This window comes from Paraburkholderia sp. BR14320 (assembly GCF_040948665.1).
Classification (GTDB): domain Bacteria; phylum Pseudomonadota; class Gammaproteobacteria; order Burkholderiales; family Burkholderiaceae; genus Paraburkholderia; species Paraburkholderia youngii.
On sequence record NZ_JBFPKG010000013.1, the window covers coordinates 19,426 to 36,829 of the forward strand.

Genomic DNA, 17,404 nt, shown 5'->3' on the forward strand with positions numbered 1-17,404 from the left:
CACCGCAGCGAGCCGATCGCATCAGTTCTGCGCTTCGAATGCCGCCGCCGCGCGCCCGAGCCGATCGTTGACCGCGATCCATTCGATCGTGTCCGGCAGCTTCTCGATCAGAATTCGCGTGACGTTCGCGCGATCGAGCGCGCGCAGCAAGCCGTAGAGTTCGCGTGCATAGACGTGCGGATCTTCCGGCGCGGCGACGAAATGCACGCCGTCGGCATCGGCCCACTGTCCCGCACGCGACGCGCGCGCGACCAGCGCGATGCGCTCGCCCTGCTCGCGCACCGCGAGCAGCGGCTCGAGCTCGCTAAACGGTAGCAGCGCGAGCGGCGTGCGCGGCGCGTAATGCGCTTTCAACGTGCCCGACGCGCGTGGCGCGGTCGCGTCCGACCCGTCGGGCAGACGCGGCGCCTCGCCGAGCACGTCGGCGATATCCTGCGGCGTCACGCGACCTGGCCTCAGCAGCGCCGGAAAGCCGCGCGACAGATCGAGAATCGTCGACTCGATGCCGACATCCGACGCGCCGCCATCGAGCACATGAATCGCGCTGCCGAACTCGTCGCGCACATGCTGCGCGGTGGTTGGGCTCACATGTCCGAAGCGGTTGGCCGACGGCGCGGCGACGCCGCCATGCCCGCTGCGCAACGCGCTGAACGCTTCGAGCAACGCCTGCGCAACCGGATGCGACGGGCAGCGCAAGCCCACCGAGTCCTGTCCGCCGCTGACCGCCGCGGGTATGCGCGCGGCGCGCTTGAGGATCAGCGTCAGCGGTCCCGGCCAGAATGCGTCGATCAGGCGCTGTGCATCGGATGGCAAATGTTCGACCCAGTAGTTCGGATCGCCGTGCGGCGCGAGATGCACGATCACCGGATGATTGGCCGGCCGCCCCTTCGCCGCGTAAATGCGCGCGACCGCGTCCGGGTTCTCGGCATCGCCGCCGAGGCCGTACACGGTCTCCGTCGGAAACGCGACCAGCCCACCCGCGTCGAGCAAGGCCGCCGCCTGCTCGATCTGCGCGGCGCTGACCGGCAACGCGTTGGTAGCGTCCTCGGCGGGTTTCTGTTGATCCGGCATGGCGCGCGCTTCAGCTGGTAGCGATATGCAGCAGCCGCGCGCAATCGCGCGCCGCCGTGCGGGCTTCTTCGAGCGTCGACGCGGTGAAGTTCACGTGACCCATCTTGCGGCCGCAACGCGCCTCTTCCTTGCCGTACAGATGCAGGCGCGCGGCCGGCATCGCCGCGACTTCCTGCCACGGGGGCGTGACCGCCGCGCGCTTCGCACCGTCCGGGAACCACACGTCGCCGAGGATGTTCAGCATCACCGCCGGCGAATGCTGGCGCGTGTCGCCGAGCGGCATGCTGGTCATCGCGCGCACCTGCTGCTCGAACTGGCTCGTCGCGCACGCGTCGACCGTGTAGTGGCCGGAGTTGTGCGGACGCGGCGCCATTTCGTTGGCGACCAGCGAGCCGTCTTCGAGAACGAAGAACTCGACGCACAGCACGCCGACATAGCCGAGCTTCCCGGCGATCTGCAGCGCGGCCTGTTGAGCCTGCTGCACGAGCGCGGGCGATGCGTCCGGCGCGGGAACGATGGTGTGCGACAGCACGCCGTCGCGATGGGTGTTCTGCGCAAGCGGATAGACAACCGACGCCCCGCTCGCCGTGCGCGCGATCAGCGCCGACACTTCGAACTTCAGCGGCAGGCGCTTCTCCAGCACGCACGGGACGCCGCCGAGCGATGCATGCGCCTCGCGCACTTCCTCGGCGTTGCGCACGCGAACCTGGCCCTTGCCGTCGTAACCCATGCGCGCCGTTTTCAGGATGCCGGGCAGCACCGCTTCGAGCTCGGCATCGCCCAGCGCCGCAAGCGCATCCGACGACTCGATCACGACGTGCGGCGCAACCGTCACGCCCGACGACGCGATAAAGCGCTTCTCGGCGATCCGGTCTTGCGCGACGGCGACGCAACGCCCGGCCGGGCTCACGAAGGTAGTCTTGCCGAGAAAGTCGAGGCTCGCGGCCGGCACGTTCTCGAATTCGGTCGACACCGCCGCGCACAGCCGCGCGAGTTCGGTCAGCGCCGCTTCGTCGTCGTAGGCCGCGCGCAGGTGGCGGTCGGCGACCGCGCCGGCCGGGCTGGTTTCGTCCGGATCGAGCACGGCGACGCGATAGCCCATCGCCTGGGCGGCAAAACAGAACATGCGGCCGAGCTGGCCGCCACCGACCATGCCAAGCCATGCGCCGGGCAGAATCGGTGAAACCGGTGTGTTGTCTGGGTTCATCTTGGTGGTCGGTCGCGGCCGGATACGCGTCGCGCTCGCATACAGAGCGGCGGGCACCCGGCCGGGGGTCGGACAGGGGACGTCTTATCAAACAACCGGCGCGCTTACAGCGCCGGCAATACCATCGCGTGAGCCGCTTCGTTCTGGCGCACGCGGAATGCAGCGAGCTTGTCCGCGTATTCGGTGCTGGTGCCGGACAGCAGCGACACCGCGAACAGCGCCGCGTTCGCGGCGCCCGCCTCGCCGATCGCAAAGGTCGCGACCGGCACGCCCTTGGGCATCTGCACGATCGAATGCAGCGAATCGACGCCCTTCAGATACTTGCTCGCGACCGGCACGCCGAGCACCGGCACCGTGGTCTTCGCGGCCAGCATGCCCGGCAGGTGTGCGGCGCCGCCCGCGCCCGCGATGATTGCGCGAATGCCGCGCTCGCGCGCGCTTTCAGCATAGGCGAACATTTCGTCTGGCATGCGGTGCGCGGACACGACCTTCGCTTCGTACGGCACGCCGAATTCCTGCAGAATCGCGACGGCGTTTTTCATCACTTCCCAGTCGGAACTGGAGCCCATCAATACGCCGACGACCGGCGCATCATGCTTATGGGCGGTTTGTGCTTCACTCATCTTTACGGCTTCCTTGTTTCCGGGCGATGCGCGCCTGACACGGCGCGCGCAATCAGATCAGTCGAGCTTGTGCCCGGTCAGGCGCTCGAGCGCTTCCTGGTACTTCTCGCCCGTCTTCGCGACCACGTCGTCCGGCAGCTTCGGCGCCGGCGGCTCTTTCTTCCACGGCTGGGTTTCGAGCCAGTCGCGCACGAACTGCTTGTCGAACGACGGCGGGTTGGTGCCGACCTGGTACTGATCGGCCGGCCAGAAGCGCGACGAATCGGCCGTGAGCGCCTCGTCCATCAGATACAGCTTGCCGTGGTTGTCGAGACCGAATTCGAACTTCGTGTCCGCGATGATGATGCCGCGCGTTGCCGCGTAATCAGCGGCTTCCTTGTACAGCCGGATCGAGATGTCGCGGATCGTGGCCGACAGCTCGGTGCCGATGCGGCGCTCCATCTCGTCGTAGGTGATGTTTTCGTCGTGGTGGCCCATCTCGGCCTTGGCGGCCGGCGTGAAGATCGGCTCGGGCAGCTTCTGCGCGTTCTGCAGGCCTGCCGGCAGTTGCACGCCGCAGACCGAACCGGTGGCCTGGTAATCCTTCCAGCCGCTGCCGGCCAGATAGCCGCGCACCACCGCTTCGACGAGAATCGGCTCGAGACGCTTGACGACCACCGCGCGACCCTTGACCTGCTCGACTTCGTCCGGCGCGACCACCGACTCGGGCGCGACGCCCGTCAGGTGGTTCGGCACCACGTGCTGGAGCTTCTCGAACCAGAAGTTCGCCATCGCGTTGAGCACGCGGCCCTTGTTCGGAATCGGCTCGCCCATGATCACGTCGAACGCCGACAGACGGTCGGTCGTGACGATCAGCAACTGGTCGTTGCCCACCGCATAGTTGTCGCGGACTTTGCCGCGGCCGAGCAGCGGCAGCGAGCGGAGCGTGGATTCGTAGAGGGTAGACATCGTCGTGATTCGCTAAAAGTGGGGCAAAAAATGTGACCGGAACAAAAGGGAAACGCCGTTCCCCCGATGATGCGGGAACGGCGATCGGACGACAACCTGGCCAAACGGCCAGGTGCGGAGCCAAAACTACAGCTTAGCGGACGACTTGCGAGAGCTCGCCCGACTTGTACTTCTCCGCAATTTTATCAAGCGAAACCGGCTTGATCTTGCCAGCCTGGCCTTCGCAGCCGAATTGCATGTAACGGTCGATACAGATCTTCATCGCCGCTTCGCGCGCCGGCTTCAGGTAATCGCGCGGATCGAACTTGCTCGGGTTGGTCGCCATGTAGCGGCGGATCGCGCCCGTGATCGCCAGACGCAGGTCGGTGTCGATGTTGACCTTGCGCACGCCGTGACGAATACCTTCCTGGATTTCCTCGACCGGCACGCCGTAGGTCTCCTTCATGTCGCCGCCGAATTCGCGGATTTCCGCGAGCAATTCCTGCGGCACCGACGACGAACCGTGCATCACGAGGTGCGTGTTCGGAATGCGCTGATGGATTTCCTTGATGCGCTGGATCGAAAGAATATCGCCCGTCGGCTTCTTGCTGAACTTGTAGGCGCCGTGCGAGGTGCCGATCGCGATGGCCAGCGCGTCGCACTGGGTCAGCTTGACGAAGTCGGCGGCCTGCTCCGGATCGGTCAGCAGCTGCTCGCGCGTCATCGTGCCTTCGGCGCCGTGGCCGTCTTCCTTGTCGCCCTTCATCGTTTCGAGCGAACCGAGCACGCCCAGTTCCGCCTCGACGGTGACGCCGATCGAGTGCGCCGCTTCGACGACTTTGCGCGACACTTCGACGTTGTACTCGTACGATGCGACCGTCTTGCCGTCGGCTTCGAGCGAACCGTCCATCATTACGCTGGTGAAGCCGCTGCGGATCGCCGCCATACACACTGCCGGCGATTGACCGTGATCCTGGTGCATCACGACCGGAATGTGCGGATACGACTCCACCGCCGCTTCGATCAGATGGCGCAGGAACGGCTCGCCCGCGTACTTACGCGCACCAGCCGACGCCTGCATGATGACCGGGGCGTTGACCTTGTCGGCCGCGGCCATGATCGCCTGCACCTGCTCCAGGTTGTTCACGTTGAATGCCGGAAGGCCATAGCCGTTTTCCGCGGCATGGTCCAGCAGTTGACGCATTGATACGAGAGGCATGCTTAAACTCCTTGGATTGAAACGAATTCTTTTGCCGTCGGCATTTTTTGCGGCGATTTTATCGCGAAGCAGGCGGCGTTCCCGCAGCGACACCGGCGCTTTGGTGCGCCGTCGCACATGGGCCGTGCGGGTCTCGCCGGCCTGCTTCGCTCAATCGAGCCCGTGCCGATCGAGCAGTCCTGCCTGATCAGTACGGCTCACCGACCCGCACGATCTTCAACGTATTGGTGCCGCCCGCTTGACCCATCGGCTCGCCGACCGTCAGCACGACCATGTCGCCGTGCGACGCGTAGCCCTTGCCGACCACCGTTTCGAGCGCCTGCTGCAGCGCCGTGTCGCGGTCGGTGTTGGTGTCCAGATGCAGCGACGTCACGTTGCGGTAAAGCGCCATCGCCCGTTCGCTGCCGACGCGCGGCGTCAGCGCGAAGATCGGCACGTGGGTCCAGTGGCGCGACATCCACAGAGCGGTCGAGCCCGACTCGGTCAGCGCGACGATCGCCTTGGCGCCAAGGTGATAGGCGGTGAACAGCGCACCCATCGCGATCGACTGGTCGATCCGCGTGAACGTGCGGTCGAGGAAGTCCTTGTCGAGCTCCGACTGCTCGGACTTTTCCGCTTCGACGCAGATCGCGGCCATGGTCTCGATGGTCTGCACCGGATACTTGCCCGCCGCCGATTCCGCCGACAGCATCACCGCGTCGGTGCCGTCGAGCACCGCATTGGCGACGTCCGACACTTCAGCGCGGGTCGGTACCGGCGCATGGATCATCGACTCCATCATCTGCGTCGCGGTGATTACGAACTTGTTCGACTCGCGCGCCATGCGGATCATGCGCTTTTGCAGCGCCGGCACGGCGGCATTGCCCACTTCCACGGCCAGGTCGCCACGCGCGACCATGATGCCGTCCGACGCGTCGAGAATGCCTTGCAACGCCGGAATCGCTTCCGCGCGCTCGATCTTCGCGATCATCTTCGGCTTGATGCCGTACGGCGCCCCGGCGATGTTCGCGAGCTGGCGGGCCATTTCCATGTCGGTCGCGTTCTTCGGGAACGACACCGCGATGAAATCGACACCGAGCGACATCGCCGTGCGGATGTCCTCCATGTCCTTCGCGGTCAGCGCGGGCGCCGACAGACCGCCGCCCTGGCGGTTGATGCCCTTGTTGTTCGACAGCTCACCGCCGATCTTCACGATCGTGTGGATCTCCTGGCCGATCACGCGCTGCACGTTGAGCACGATCAGGCCGTCGTTGAGCAGCAGCACGTCGCCCGGTTTCAGGTCGCGCGGCAGATCCTTGTAGTCGAGGCCGACGCGCTCGTCGTTGCCGAGCTCGCATTCCGCATCGAGGATGAAAGGATTGCCGGTGACGAGCGTCGTCCGGCCGTTCTCGAATTTGCCGACGCGAATCTTCGGGCCTTGCAGGTCCGCCATGATGGCGACTTCGCGGCCGGCCTGACGGGCCGCCTCGCGAACGTATTCGGCGCGCTGACGATGGTCGTCGGCGGTGCCGTGTGAGAAATTGAGCCGCACCACGTCCAATCCTGCCTGAATCATTTGCAGCAGGATTTCCGGCGTGCTGGAAGCCGGACCGACAGTAGCGACAATCTTGGTGGCGCGATGCATGAGTCTCCTCGTCTGGATGGGATCGCTGGAAAGAGCGCTGCGGGGCTGCTGCGGAGTTCGCGCATCGAAAGATGCTACGTGGGGTCGCGCGCCGGTTGTGGCCGGTGTCGCTTTGTGGAGTGATGCGGGTGATGCGGTATTCGGGACCGGCGCCTCGCGCGCCGGAGATCCGCTGTGCTGCTTGCCGGAAGGCTGTTCCGGCCGGGCCGAATCGTGTTGGCCAGATTCGGCTTGCAAAGTTGGCGGCTGCTCCGCGTCGGTGGCCGCCGGCGCTACTAGCGCCTCGGCGGCCACGTCCTGTTCGGCCCTCGCCGACGCAGCGACCGCGCGTGTCGCGCGCTCCCGTGCCGGCGTTGTCGCGTTACCGCGCGGAGCTTTCGCGCCACGCGCCTTGGTCGACTTCGCCGCGGGGGAGCGCGTCGCCACGTTAAGCCCGCGATTCCAGAACTTCGACCGCCGGCAGCTTCTTGCCCTCGAGGAACTCGAGGAACGCGCCGCCGCCCGTCGAAATGTAGCTGACCTGATCGTGGATGCCGTACTTGGCGATCGCCGCGAGCGTGTCGCCGCCGCCTGCGATCGAGAACGCCGCCGAGCGCGCGATCGCGTCCGCGAGCGTCTTCGTGCCGTTGCCGAACTGGTCGAACTCGAACACGCCGACCGGGCCGTTCCACACGATCGTGCCGGCCTTCTCGAGCTGTGCGGCGAGCACCTTGGCCGTTTCCGGGCCGATGTCGAGGATCATGTCGTCGTCCTGCACATCGGCGACGGCCTTCACTTCGGCCTTCGCGGTCGGCGAGAACTCCTTGGCCGTGACCACGTCGGTCGGGATCGGCACTGAGGCGCCGCGGGCCTTCGCCGCGTCGATGATCGCCTTCGCTTCGGCGACGAGATCGGCCTCGGCGAGCGACTTGCCGATCTTCAGGCCGGCCGCGAGCATGAACGTATTGGCGATGCCACCGCCGACGATCAGCTGGTCGACCTTCTCAGCGAGCGACTTCAGGATGGTCAGCTTGGTCGACACCTTCGAACCCGCGACGATCGCCACCAGCGGACGCTTCGGTGCGCCGAGCGCCTTGCCGAGTGCCTCGAGCTCAGCCGCGAGCAGCGGACCCGCGCAGGCAACCGGCGCGTACTTCGCGATGCCGTGCGTGGTCGCTTCCGCGCGGTGCGCGGTGCCGAACGCGTCGTTCACGTAGATGTCGCAGAGCTTGGCCATTTTCTGCGCGAGCTCGTCGGAATCTTTCTTTTCGCCCTTGTTGACGCGGCAGTTTTCGAGCAGCACGGCCGAGCCCGGCGCGACGTTCACGCCGTTTTCGACCCAGTTCGCGACGAGCGGCACGTCTCGGCCGAGCAGCTCGGCGAGACGCTTCGCCACTGGCGCGAGCGAATCTTCCGGCTTGAAGTCGCCTTCGGTCGGGCGACCCAGGTGCGAGGTGACCATCACGGCGGCGCCGGCGTCGAGCGCGGCCTTGATGGCCGGTACGGAAGCGCGGATGCGGGTGTCTTCGGTGATGTTGCCTTGATCGTCCTGCGGCACGTTCAGATCGGCGCGGATGAACACGCGTTTGCCGGACAGCTTGCCTTCGGCGATCAGGTCGGAGAGACGCAATACCTTGTTCATGGGCTTGAGTAGGCGAGTTGATGAGAAGGCGGTGGCGGACAGCGCGCGGGGACGAGGCGCGGCGAACTCCGGCGCTTCGGCCCAACGGCTCCGCGGGATCGGGCGCCGGCGGCCGGCCGCGGCACTAGGCGCCTTGCTGCGGCGCGCTCAACCCGGAAAAGGGCATTTTAACTGATCCCAACGGCCATCTGACCGCGACGCGGCGAATGTCGCGTATTTGACCGCGAGGCCCTCGATGCCGCGCGGCGCGGCGTCATCGCCACACCTGGGGCCGGACCGTCACAGGAAGACGCGCATCAGCGTGAACACGACCATCCCGGTCACGATCGTGCCGAGCATGGTGCGGCGCCACAAAAACCAGCCGAGGCCGGCGAGGGTCGCGTAAAGTTCATGGTTGGAAGCCGCGAACGACAGCCCCTCGGGTGTCGTCAGCACGTCGGGCACCACCACGGCGGCGAGCGCGGCGGCCGGCGCGTAGCGCAGCATTTTCTGCACGCGCGCGGGCAGCACCGTGCGCTCGCCGCCGATCAGGAACATCGCGCGCGTGAGCGCGGTGACGAAGGTCATGCCGAAGATGGCGAGCCAGATTTGCGTTGAGGTCATCGGGAGTCTCCGGCGCGATCGTTTACGCCGCGGATGCGGCGCAGGTCCGCGCGCTCGATCATCAGGTCGGTTGCGCTGCCGGCGACGATCGCCGCGATCACCGCGAATGGCAGCGCGAGCCGGTACGGCAGATCGAGCGCGAGCAGCGCCACGATGGCGGCCACGCTGACCGCGGCCAGCGTGGAGCGCGTCGCGACCGCCGACACCATGATGGGCAACAGCGCAAGCGTACCGGCGAGCGCGAGCCCCCAGTTGTCGGGAATCAGGCTCGCGAGCAGGATGCCGACGATCGACGACACCTGCCACGAGAGCCAGCTCGCTACCGCCATGCCCCAGAAGTACGCCTCCTTGCCCGGCACGTAGCCGGTCGGAAAGCTCTTTTTGACGAACAGCAGATAGATCACGTCGCCGTTGAAATAGCCGAGCACGATGCGCCGCCACATCGGCAGATAAGAGAAGTGCGGCGCGAGGCCGACGCTGAAGATCACGAAGCGGGTGTTGACCATCGCCGCGGTCAGCAGCACGGTCCACACCGGCAGCTTCGCCGCGAGGAGCGGCAGCACCGCCAGCTGCGACGAACCGGCGTAGCACAGCAGCGACATCGTGAGCGCCTGCGGCAGCGTCAGCACGGACTTGCTCATCGCGATGCCCGTCACGAGGCCCCAGGAAAAAATTGCCATCAGCGTGGGCGCATAGGCGCGCGCGCCTTCACGAAAAGCGCGGCGATCGGTGTCGGACAGTCGAGCGAGCATCGGGCGAAGATTGCGGGCGCAGGAAACGCCGTCGAGAAGGCCGGGCCGGCACCAGCTTGCGAGACCTCCCGCTGGCGCATCCCGATTTGATTTATGCGTGCGCTGGATTATAGCGTCCAGGGTGCGCCCAAATGCCCGTTGTGTGTGCAAAAGACGCTAAAATAGCGCTCCCGGCTATGTCCTGCGCTCATGGCCGCACCTCATAACGCACCTGCTGGAGAACCGTATGTCAATGGCCGACCGCGACGGCAAGATCTGGATGGATGGCAAGCTCATCGACTGGCGCGATGCCAAAATCCACGTGCTCACCCACACGCTGCACTACGGCATGGGCGTGTTCGAGGGCGTGCGCGCTTACAAGACGGCCGACGGCGCCACCGCGATTTTCCGCCTGCAGGAGCACACCAAGCGCCTGCTGAACTCGGCGAAGATCTTCCAGATGGACGTGCCGTTCGACCATGAAACGCTCGCCGCCGCGCAGCGTGAAGTGGTGCGCGAGAACAAGCTCGAATCCTGTTATCTGCGCCCGATCATCTGGGTCGGCTCGGAAAAGCTCGGCGTGTCGGCCAAGGGCAACACGATCCACGTCGCGATCGCCGCGTGGCCGTGGGGCGCGTACCTCGGCGAAGACGGCATCACCAAGGGTATTCGCGTGAAGACGTCGTCGTTCACGCGCCATCACGTGAACGTGTCGATGGTGCGCGCAAAGGCGTCGGGCTGGTACGTGAACTCGATCCTCGCGAACCAGGAAGCGATCGCCGACGGCTATGACGAAGCACTGCTGCTCGATGTCGACGGCTACGTGTCGGAAGGCTCGGGCGAGAACTTCTTCCTCGTCAACAACGGCAAGCTGTACACGCCCGACCTGTCGTCGTGCCTCGACGGCATCACGCGCGACACCGTGATCACGCTCGCGCGCGACATGGGCATCCAGGTGATCGAAAAGCGCATCACGCGCGACGAAGTCTATACCTGCGACGAAGCGTTCTTCACCGGCACGGCAGCCGAAGTCACGCCGATCCGTGAACTCGACAACCGCAAGATCGGCGCCGGCGTGCGCGGCCCGATCACCGAAAAGCTGCAGTCCGCCTTCTTCGACGTCGTGAACGGCAAGAGCGAGAAGTACGCGCACTGGCTCACGAAAATCTGAGCGACGTTTTGAGATGCGCAGCGCCGCCCGTCGGCGGCGCACTGCAAGCACCCCGCATACAACGAGAAAGTGTCATGAGCGAAATCAAGGAAATGCCGCTGGTCGAACTGACGGCAAAAGATCTGCCGGCATATTGTCCGAATCCGGCCATGCCGCGCTGGAGCGCGCATCCGCGCGTCTTCATCGACGTGTCGCACGGCGAAGCGCGTTGCCCGTATTGCAGCACGCGCTACAAGCTGCGCGACGGCGAAGTGATCAAGGGTCATTGATCGAACGCATCGAGCGGTTCTGAGCCGGCTTCAGCGGCGCGAGGCGTGACGTTCTGATCGCGCGCTCGCCGCGCCGCAGGCTCGATCGCACGACCCGCGGGCCTCGCGCCGCGCGGCTTCCCGCTTTCCCCTTCTACCCATCCGAGCGCCACGCGCATCGCGCGCGGCGCTTGTTATCGACACCGGACACTCACTCTGATGCGTCGCGCGTTGGTTATCGCACCGAACTGGATCGGTGACGCATTGATGGCGCAGCCGCTGTTTGCGCGCCTCGTGAAATTGCATCCGCGCATCGTCATCGACGCGGTCGCGCCCAGCTGGGTCGCCCCCGTGCTCGAACGCATGCCGGAAATCCGCGACGTCTACGCGACCGATCTCGCCCACGGCAAGCTGCAGATGCTGCGCCGCTGGCAGCTGTCGAGCGATCTGCGCGACGTCGGCTACGACGCGGCCTACGTGCTGCCGAACTCGTTCAAGTCGGCGCTGATTCCGTGGCTGGCGGGCATTCCGCTGCGCATCGGCTACACCGGCGAGAGTCGCTACGGCATGCTGAACGTGCGTCACGCGAATCCGCGCAAGGACGCCCGGCCGCCGATGGTCGGCCACTACGCCGCCCTCGCCTACGCGCCCGGCGCCAAGGTCCCCGAAGATCTGCCGATGCCCCGTCTCGACACGGATCTGAACGAGGCGTCGCGCGTATCGGCGCGCTTCAATCTCGATACCCGCGTGCCGCTGCTGGTGTTCTGCCCGGGCGCCGAGTACGGTCCCGCCAAGCGCTGGCCGCCCGAGCACTTCGCGGCGCTTGCGCAGATGGTCGGCCAGTCGTTCCCGTACACGCAGATCGTCGCGCTCGGTTCGCCGAAAGACGCGCCGCTCGCGCAGGCGATCGCCGAAAAAGCGCCGAACGTGCGCAACCTGTGCGGCCAGACCGCGCTCGGCGAGGCCTGCGCGCTGATCGCTCGGGCCAACGCGGTCGTCACCAACGACTCCGGCCTGATGCACGTCGCCGCCGCGCTGCGCCGCCCGCTCGTGGCCGTTTTCGGTTCGACCGATCCGCGCCACACCCCGCCCTTGTCCGAGCTCGCGAAGGTACAATGGCTTCATCTCGAATGCAGCCCCTGTTTTGAGCGCGAGTGCCCACTCGGTCATCTGAACTGCCTGAAGCAGCTGAGCGCCGAGCAGGTTTTCGGCGATTTGCGCGGCATGCTGCTCGCGCAGCGCTGAGCCGACTGGTACTTGCACGCAACACCGCACGCCCCCGAGCGCGTCGCGTCATGTTCGCGCCTTGCGGCACGGGCAAGCTGACGCCGGGGGCGATGGTCCGGCGCTCTGGACCGTCCCGCTACCGCTGACCCGCAACCGCGCGCCGCGCACTAGAGACTGACGAGCCATGCCACGTTTTGCCCATATCTTCGAAGCCGCCGCCGATACCCTGAACGCCTACTATCAGGCCGTCGCCGAGGTCAATATCGACAGTTTGATGGGCTTGTGGATCGACGAGGAGTTCGTCAGCTGCATCTGCGCGGACGGCTCGCATCTGCACGGTATCGAGAACATCCGCAATGGCTTGCAGGCTCAGCTCGAAGCGCTGCCGGTGTCGATCGAGCCGCTCGACATCCGCGTCTACGACAGCCTCGGCACCGTCGTCTATGCGATTGCCGAAGCGCATCGTCCGGCCGATCCGACCGCCACGCCCGCGATGGTCTTCACCACCTACGTGATGGTCCACGAGCGCGGCGAATGGCGCATTGCGCATATTCACGCGAGCCCGATGCCGAACGAGGCCGCCAGCCAGTTCGCGACCAAGATGCGGCATGGCCAGGGCCCGCTGCACTGACGCGCGGCACCACGACCGATTCAGATTCACGTTTTTTCGCTTTTCCGCCGGTATGAGTTCGACGCCACATAAACCCGCTTCCTCCGGTACGGCCCCCGCCAAGGTGGCGGCCGCCGTCGAGGCGACCGTCGAGCTGCTGTACCGCGCGCCGCTGTGGCTGCCCAACCGGCATGCGCAGACGATCGTCCCGTCGTTGTTCGCGCGCCGCCCCGCCGTGTCGTTTCGGCGCGAGCGCTGGGACACGCCGGACGGCGATTTCATCGATCTCGACTGGGTCGCGCACGATACTCCGCCCACCGATACCGCTCCGCTTTTCGTGCTGTTTCACGGCCTCGAAGGCAGTTCGTCGTCGCACTACGCGGTCGCGCTGATGGCCGCCGCGCGCGAATACGGCTGGCACGGCGTGGTGCCGCACTTTCGCAGCTGCAGCGGCCCGCTGAACCGGCTGCCGCGCTTCTACCATCTGGCCGACAGCAACGAGGTCGACTGGATCCTGCGCCGCCTGTGCGCCGCGCATCGGGGGCCGGTGGTCGCGGCCGGCGTGTCGCTCGGCGGCAACGTGCTGCTTCGCTGGCTCGGCGAGCGGCAAAACGATGCGGCGCAGGTGGTAGCCGCCGCCGCCGCGATTTCGACACCGATCGACGTCCACGCGGGCGGCCGCGCGCTGTCGCAGGGCTTCGGCCTCGTCTATACGCGCAGCTTCCTGAAGACGCTGAAACACAAGGCCAACCAGAAGCTCGAGCAGTTCCCGGGCCTATTCGATCGCGACGCGATGCTCGCGAGCCGCACGATGTACGAGTTCGACAACGTGGTGACCGCGCCGCTGCACGGCTTTCGCAATACCGACGACTACTGGAGCACCGCAACCACCCGTCCGCTGCTGCCGCTCATTCAAGTGCCCACGCTGGTGCTCAACGCGCGCAATGACCCGTTCCTGCCGGCCGAAGCGCTGCCGTCGCGGCAGGAGGTATCGGCGGCGGTCGAGCTTTATCAGCCCGAGCACGGCGGCCACGCGGGTTTCATGACCGGGCCGTTCCCGGGCCGCATCGACTGGCTATCGCGGCGCGTGTTCGGCTATCTGGAACAACACGTCGATCATGGATGACATCGTCAAACAGTCACTCGCCAAATGGCCGAACGTGCCGAGTTGCACCGGCTGGTTGATGCTCGACCGGCGCGGCAACTGGCGCATGCGCGACGAAGCGGCCCAGGCGAGCGGCGCGCACGGTGTGCCGATCCGGCACGAGGCGCTGCTGGGCTTCATCAACCGGAACTACGAGGCCGATGAGCGCGGGCAGTGGTATTTCCAGAACGGGCCGCAGCGCGTGTATGTCGAGCTGGCTTACACGCCGTGGGTGGTCAGATTGTCCGCGCGCGCGGATGGCACGCTCGCACTGCACGACCAGGGCGGCGGCGCGTTCGAGCCGGCGGCGGTGTTCGTCGATGAAGACGGCGGCATTCTGTTCGCCGATCGCTCGCAGCCGGCACGCATCGCGGCGCTGCACGATCACGACCTCGAGATCTTCTCGGATCACGCGACGCTCGCCGACGATGGTTCATTGAGCGGCGCATTCCACTGGAGCGCTCAACTCACACTGCCGCTGCAAAGCGTGCGACGCGATCAGGTGGCCGCGCGCTTCGGCTTCGTCGCAAGCCCGGCGGCGGCGCAGGTCTGACGCACGCGCCGGCGTGCACCTGCGTCCACCCTACCCCTTCTCGTCGAGCCGCTCCTCCTTGTAGCGGTTCTCCATCTCGTGCAGACGCGCGTCGACGGTCGCCAGGTCGTAATAGCCGATCGTCTTCAAGTCGCGCGCGTCCTTCAACTGCCGGATCGCCGATGGCCACGCGCCCTCCAGCGCGAACTTTTCCGCCATCGCGCGATGCTGCGTCAACGCATCGCCACTGCCCGCACTCGCCTGCGCGAGATACAACCACCACGCGGGTTGATCGGGATGCGTCCGGGTTTCCTTCTTCGCGAGCGCCTGCGCGTCGGTGAAACGGTGCAGCGTCAGCAGCGTGCGGATATGCATATCGATCGCGGCGTTCGACTGCGGCCAGCGCTTCTGCGCGAAGTCGGCGAGACGCGCGGCTTCGTCCGCATGACCGGCACTGCGCGCGATGTCGGTCGCGAGCACGTCGAGGCTCGGCGAATCGCGCTCAGGCTCGCCTTCCGCACGCGCGCCGGAGACGAACGTCGCGCGCGCGTTCGCAAGGGAGGCGGCCGCGTCGTCGTAGCGCTCGAGCAACATCTGCCCGTAGGCGATGCCGTACCAGTTGGCCGCAACGTTCAGCGCGGTGCGGTCCTCGATTTCCGCGCGCAAACGCGAAATCTCGTCCGCGTAGTCGCTGCGCGAATGGCCCTGCAACAGACCCGCGCGCGCCCGCACGAAGCCGTACTCAGAGTCTTGATGCGGCTGCCGGTACGGCGCGCGGCGCGCACGGTCCTCCATGTCGGCGATCCGCTCGCCGGTCAGCGGATGCGTGCGCGCGTAGGCCGGAATGCCGTTGTCGTTCATCGCCGCGCGGTCGAGCCGGTGGAAGAACGTCGGCATCGCGTAGGGATCGTAGCCGGCACCGGCGAGCAGCAGAAAGCCGACGCGGTCCGCCTCCTGCTCGGCCGATCGCGAGAAGCGCAACTGGCTGTCGACCGCATACGCCTCGCTGCCGAGCGCGATCGCGCTGCCGAGGTCGCCGCTATGCGCGAGTACGCCTGCCAGCACGCCGAACAGCACGCCGACGAGCGCCGCGTAGCCGCTGCGCTCGCCGTTGGAGATCATCCGCGAGATGTGCCGCTGCAGCACGTGTCCCATCTCGTGACCCAGCACCGCCGCGAGTTCGGACTCGGTCTGCGTCGCCACGATCAACCCGGTGTTCACGCCGATGAAACCGCCCGGCAGCGAAAACGCGTTGATCTGCGCGTCGCGCACCCCGAACAGTTCGAAATCCGGACGGTAACCGCCGATATACAGCGCGCTGGCCGCCGCTGCGAGCTTGGCGGCGACCGAATTCAGGTAGTCGCGCACGAGCCAGTCGTCGAGATAATCGGGGTCGCGGCGTATATCGCGCATCACGCGCTCGCCGAGCTTGCGTTCGGCCTGCGGAGTCAGCGAGCCGGCGCCGCCGCTGCCGAGATCGGGCAACTGCTGCGCGACGATCGGCGCGCGCCAGTCGTTGCTGCCGGTTTTGCCGCCATTGCTGCCGCTAGCGCCGCCATTGGAAAAACGGCTCTGCGCGCCGCCGTAGGTGCCGAACACGCCGCGCGCGATGTCGGGCGGCAGGCTCGGATCGACCGCGTCGCTCGGGCCGCTAACGAGCGGCGCCTCGGACAATGGGGTTCCCGACGCGAGGGCCGCTCCGCCGGTCGATTGCGCGAACGCGCCGGGCGGCATTGCGAGTGCGACAGATAGCAAGGCAGCGAGGAATCGTTTTGAATGCATCGCGAAGCCGGTCTGACGAAGTCGAAAAACTCGCCCGTGGCCCGGACTAAGATAGCGGGCAAGGACGTCGAAGGACGCGTACAAGGCAAAACGCACGGTACCGCACAGCGCAAGTGTGATCAGCCGCCGCGCCGATTCGGGGCCGCGCCGCACTGCTATGATAGGCGCCCTCTGAAGGAGTCAACCATGCCTGAACTCACTCATTTCGATGCGTCTGGTGACGCGCATATGGTGGACGTCGGCGGCAAGCAGGAGACGAAGCGCATCGCGATCGCGCGTGGCTCGATCCGCATGCTGCCCGACACGTTCGCGCTGATCCGCGACGGCAACGCCAAAAAGGGCGACGTGATCGGCGTCGCGCGGATCGCGGCGATCCAGGCCTCGAAGCGCACCGCCGATCTGATTCCGCTGTGCCACCCGCTCGCGCTGACACGCGTGAAAGCCGACTTCGAACTCGACGAGCAGATGCCCGGCGTGCATTGCACGGTCCAGGTCGAGACGTTTGGACGCACGGGCGTCGAAATGGAAGCGCTCACCGCCGTGCAGGTCGGGCTGCTGACCGTGTACGACATGTGCAAGGCGGTGGACCGCGGCATGACCATCACCGATGTGAAGGTGATGGAAAAGCATGGCGGGAAATCGGGGGACTGGGTCGCGCAAGCTTGAAGCGCGGGTCGACAACTATCCGGGTAGCACCATGACCATCGACGAACTGCTCAAGCAGCTACTGGCGTTTCGCGACGCGCGCGACTGGCGGCAGTTTCATACCCTACGCAACCTGATCGTCTCCACCGGCATCGAAGCCGGCGAGCTTCTGGAGACGATTCAATGGAAGTCCGACGCGCAGATCGACACGCTGCTCAGTGATCCCGAGCAATCGACGAACCTCCGGCACGAGTGCGCCGACGTCTTCATGTACCTGCTGCTGGTGGCTCATACCGCGGGCTTCGATCTCGTCGACGCGGCCGCGGAAAAACTGAAGCTGAACGAAGCGCGCTACCCCGTCGACAAGGCGAAAGGCACGGCCGCGAAGTATTCCGAGTTGTGAACTTAGAGGCGAGGAG

At 66.2% G+C, this 17,404-nt stretch carries 18 protein-coding genes; 8 read left to right on the forward strand and 10 right to left on the reverse strand.

Annotated elements, in window-relative coordinates; all coding sequences use genetic code 11:
- Nucleotides 1-21: 21 nt before the first annotated feature.
- The 9 genes from AB3X89_RS14795 to AB3X89_RS14835 form a co-directional block, all read right to left on the reverse strand.
- The gene (locus AB3X89_RS14795) at nt 22-1,071 is read right to left on the reverse strand and encodes an L-threonylcarbamoyladenylate synthase (protein WP_368583967.1); all 1,050 of its coding nucleotides are present in this window, start codon (nt 1,069-1,071) and stop codon (nt 22-24) included.
- A 10-nt stretch (nt 1,072-1,081) separates the two neighbouring features.
- Nucleotides 1,082-2,278, reverse strand: coding sequence for a 5-(carboxyamino)imidazole ribonucleotide synthase (locus AB3X89_RS14800; RefSeq protein WP_368583968.1), 1,197 nt, complete (start codon nt 2,276-2,278; stop codon nt 1,082-1,084).
- Between the two features lie 104 nt (nt 2,279-2,382).
- A complete protein-coding gene (gene purE / locus AB3X89_RS14805) occupies nt 2,383-2,901 on the reverse strand; it encodes a 5-(carboxyamino)imidazole ribonucleotide mutase (RefSeq protein ID WP_368583969.1) in 519 nt (172 codons plus the stop codon).
- A gap of 57 nt (nt 2,902-2,958) precedes the next feature.
- Nucleotides 2,959-3,849 (reverse strand): phosphoribosylaminoimidazolesuccinocarboxamide synthase, encoded by an 891-nt coding sequence (locus AB3X89_RS14810; protein ID WP_013090424.1) that lies wholly within the window; start codon nt 3,847-3,849, stop codon nt 2,959-2,961.
- Nucleotides 3,850-3,982: 133 nt separating this feature from the next.
- Nucleotides 3,983-5,047: a class II fructose-bisphosphate aldolase gene (fba, locus tag AB3X89_RS14815; RefSeq protein WP_368583970.1), complete on the reverse strand. Its 1,065-nt coding sequence runs from the start codon at nt 5,045-5,047 to the stop codon at nt 3,983-3,985.
- A 187-nt stretch (nt 5,048-5,234) separates the two neighbouring features.
- The gene (gene pyk / locus AB3X89_RS14820; protein ID WP_013090425.1) at nt 5,235-6,671 is read right to left on the reverse strand and encodes a pyruvate kinase; all 1,437 of its coding nucleotides are present in this window, start codon (nt 6,669-6,671) and stop codon (nt 5,235-5,237) included.
- Nucleotides 6,672-7,098: 427 nt separating this feature from the next.
- Complete coding sequence (locus tag AB3X89_RS14825) at nt 7,099-8,292, reverse strand: phosphoglycerate kinase (RefSeq protein ID WP_368583971.1); 1,194 nt, start codon at nt 8,290-8,292, stop codon at nt 7,099-7,101.
- Nucleotides 8,293-8,571: 279 nt separating this feature from the next.
- Nucleotides 8,572-8,895, reverse strand: a complete 324-nt coding sequence (locus AB3X89_RS14830; protein WP_368583972.1) for an AzlD domain-containing protein — start codon at nt 8,893-8,895, stop codon at nt 8,572-8,574.
- Nucleotides 8,892-9,647, reverse strand: a complete 756-nt coding sequence (locus AB3X89_RS14835; RefSeq protein WP_368583973.1) for an AzlC family ABC transporter permease — start codon at nt 9,645-9,647, stop codon at nt 8,892-8,894. The genes AB3X89_RS14830 and AB3X89_RS14835 overlap by 4 nt, the downstream gene beginning before the upstream one ends.
- A gap of 226 nt (nt 9,648-9,873) precedes the next feature.
- On the opposite strand from AB3X89_RS14835, the gene AB3X89_RS14840 reads away from it, so the two are divergent.
- The 6 genes from AB3X89_RS14840 (at nt 9,874) to AB3X89_RS14865 (ending at nt 14,579) form a co-directional block, all read left to right on the forward strand.
- Nucleotides 9,874-10,797, forward strand: coding sequence for a branched-chain amino acid transaminase (locus AB3X89_RS14840; protein ID WP_368583974.1), 924 nt, complete (start codon nt 9,874-9,876; stop codon nt 10,795-10,797).
- A gap of 74 nt (nt 10,798-10,871) precedes the next feature.
- Nucleotides 10,872-11,066, forward strand: a complete 195-nt coding sequence (locus AB3X89_RS14845) for a zinc-finger domain-containing protein (RefSeq protein ID WP_013090430.1) — start codon at nt 10,872-10,874, stop codon at nt 11,064-11,066.
- 198 nt (nt 11,067-11,264) lie between these two features.
- On the forward strand, nt 11,265-12,290 hold the full coding sequence (waaF, locus tag AB3X89_RS14850; protein WP_176105137.1) for a lipopolysaccharide heptosyltransferase II: 1,026 nt from the start codon (nt 11,265-11,267) through the stop codon (nt 12,288-12,290).
- Between the two features lie 166 nt (nt 12,291-12,456).
- Nucleotides 12,457-12,903 (forward strand): nuclear transport factor 2 family protein, encoded by a 447-nt coding sequence (locus tag AB3X89_RS14855; RefSeq protein WP_368583975.1) that lies wholly within the window; start codon nt 12,457-12,459, stop codon nt 12,901-12,903.
- Between the two features lie 52 nt (nt 12,904-12,955).
- Nucleotides 12,956-14,008: a YheT family hydrolase gene (locus AB3X89_RS14860; RefSeq protein WP_368583976.1), complete on the forward strand. Its 1,053-nt coding sequence runs from the start codon at nt 12,956-12,958 to the stop codon at nt 14,006-14,008.
- A complete protein-coding gene (locus AB3X89_RS14865; RefSeq protein ID WP_368583977.1) occupies nt 14,001-14,579 on the forward strand; it encodes a DUF2946 family protein in 579 nt (192 codons plus the stop codon). The genes AB3X89_RS14860 and AB3X89_RS14865 overlap by 8 nt, the downstream gene beginning before the upstream one ends.
- A 30-nt stretch (nt 14,580-14,609) precedes the next feature.
- Here the strand turns inward: AB3X89_RS14865 and AB3X89_RS14870 are convergent, their stop codons facing one another.
- Nucleotides 14,610-16,340, reverse strand: coding sequence for a M48 family metalloprotease (locus tag AB3X89_RS14870; RefSeq protein WP_368583978.1), 1,731 nt, complete (start codon nt 16,338-16,340; stop codon nt 14,610-14,612).
- A gap of 186 nt (nt 16,341-16,526) precedes the next feature.
- Between AB3X89_RS14870 and moaC the strand changes: the two genes are divergently transcribed.
- Nucleotides 16,527-17,006, forward strand: coding sequence for a cyclic pyranopterin monophosphate synthase MoaC (gene moaC / locus AB3X89_RS14875; RefSeq protein ID WP_368583979.1), 480 nt, complete (start codon nt 16,527-16,529; stop codon nt 17,004-17,006).
- Nucleotides 17,007-17,037: 31 nt separating this feature from the next.
- On the forward strand, nt 17,038-17,388 hold the full coding sequence (locus AB3X89_RS14880) for a nucleotide pyrophosphohydrolase (RefSeq protein WP_368583980.1): 351 nt from the start codon (nt 17,038-17,040) through the stop codon (nt 17,386-17,388).
- Nucleotides 17,389-17,404 lie beyond the last annotated feature (16 nt).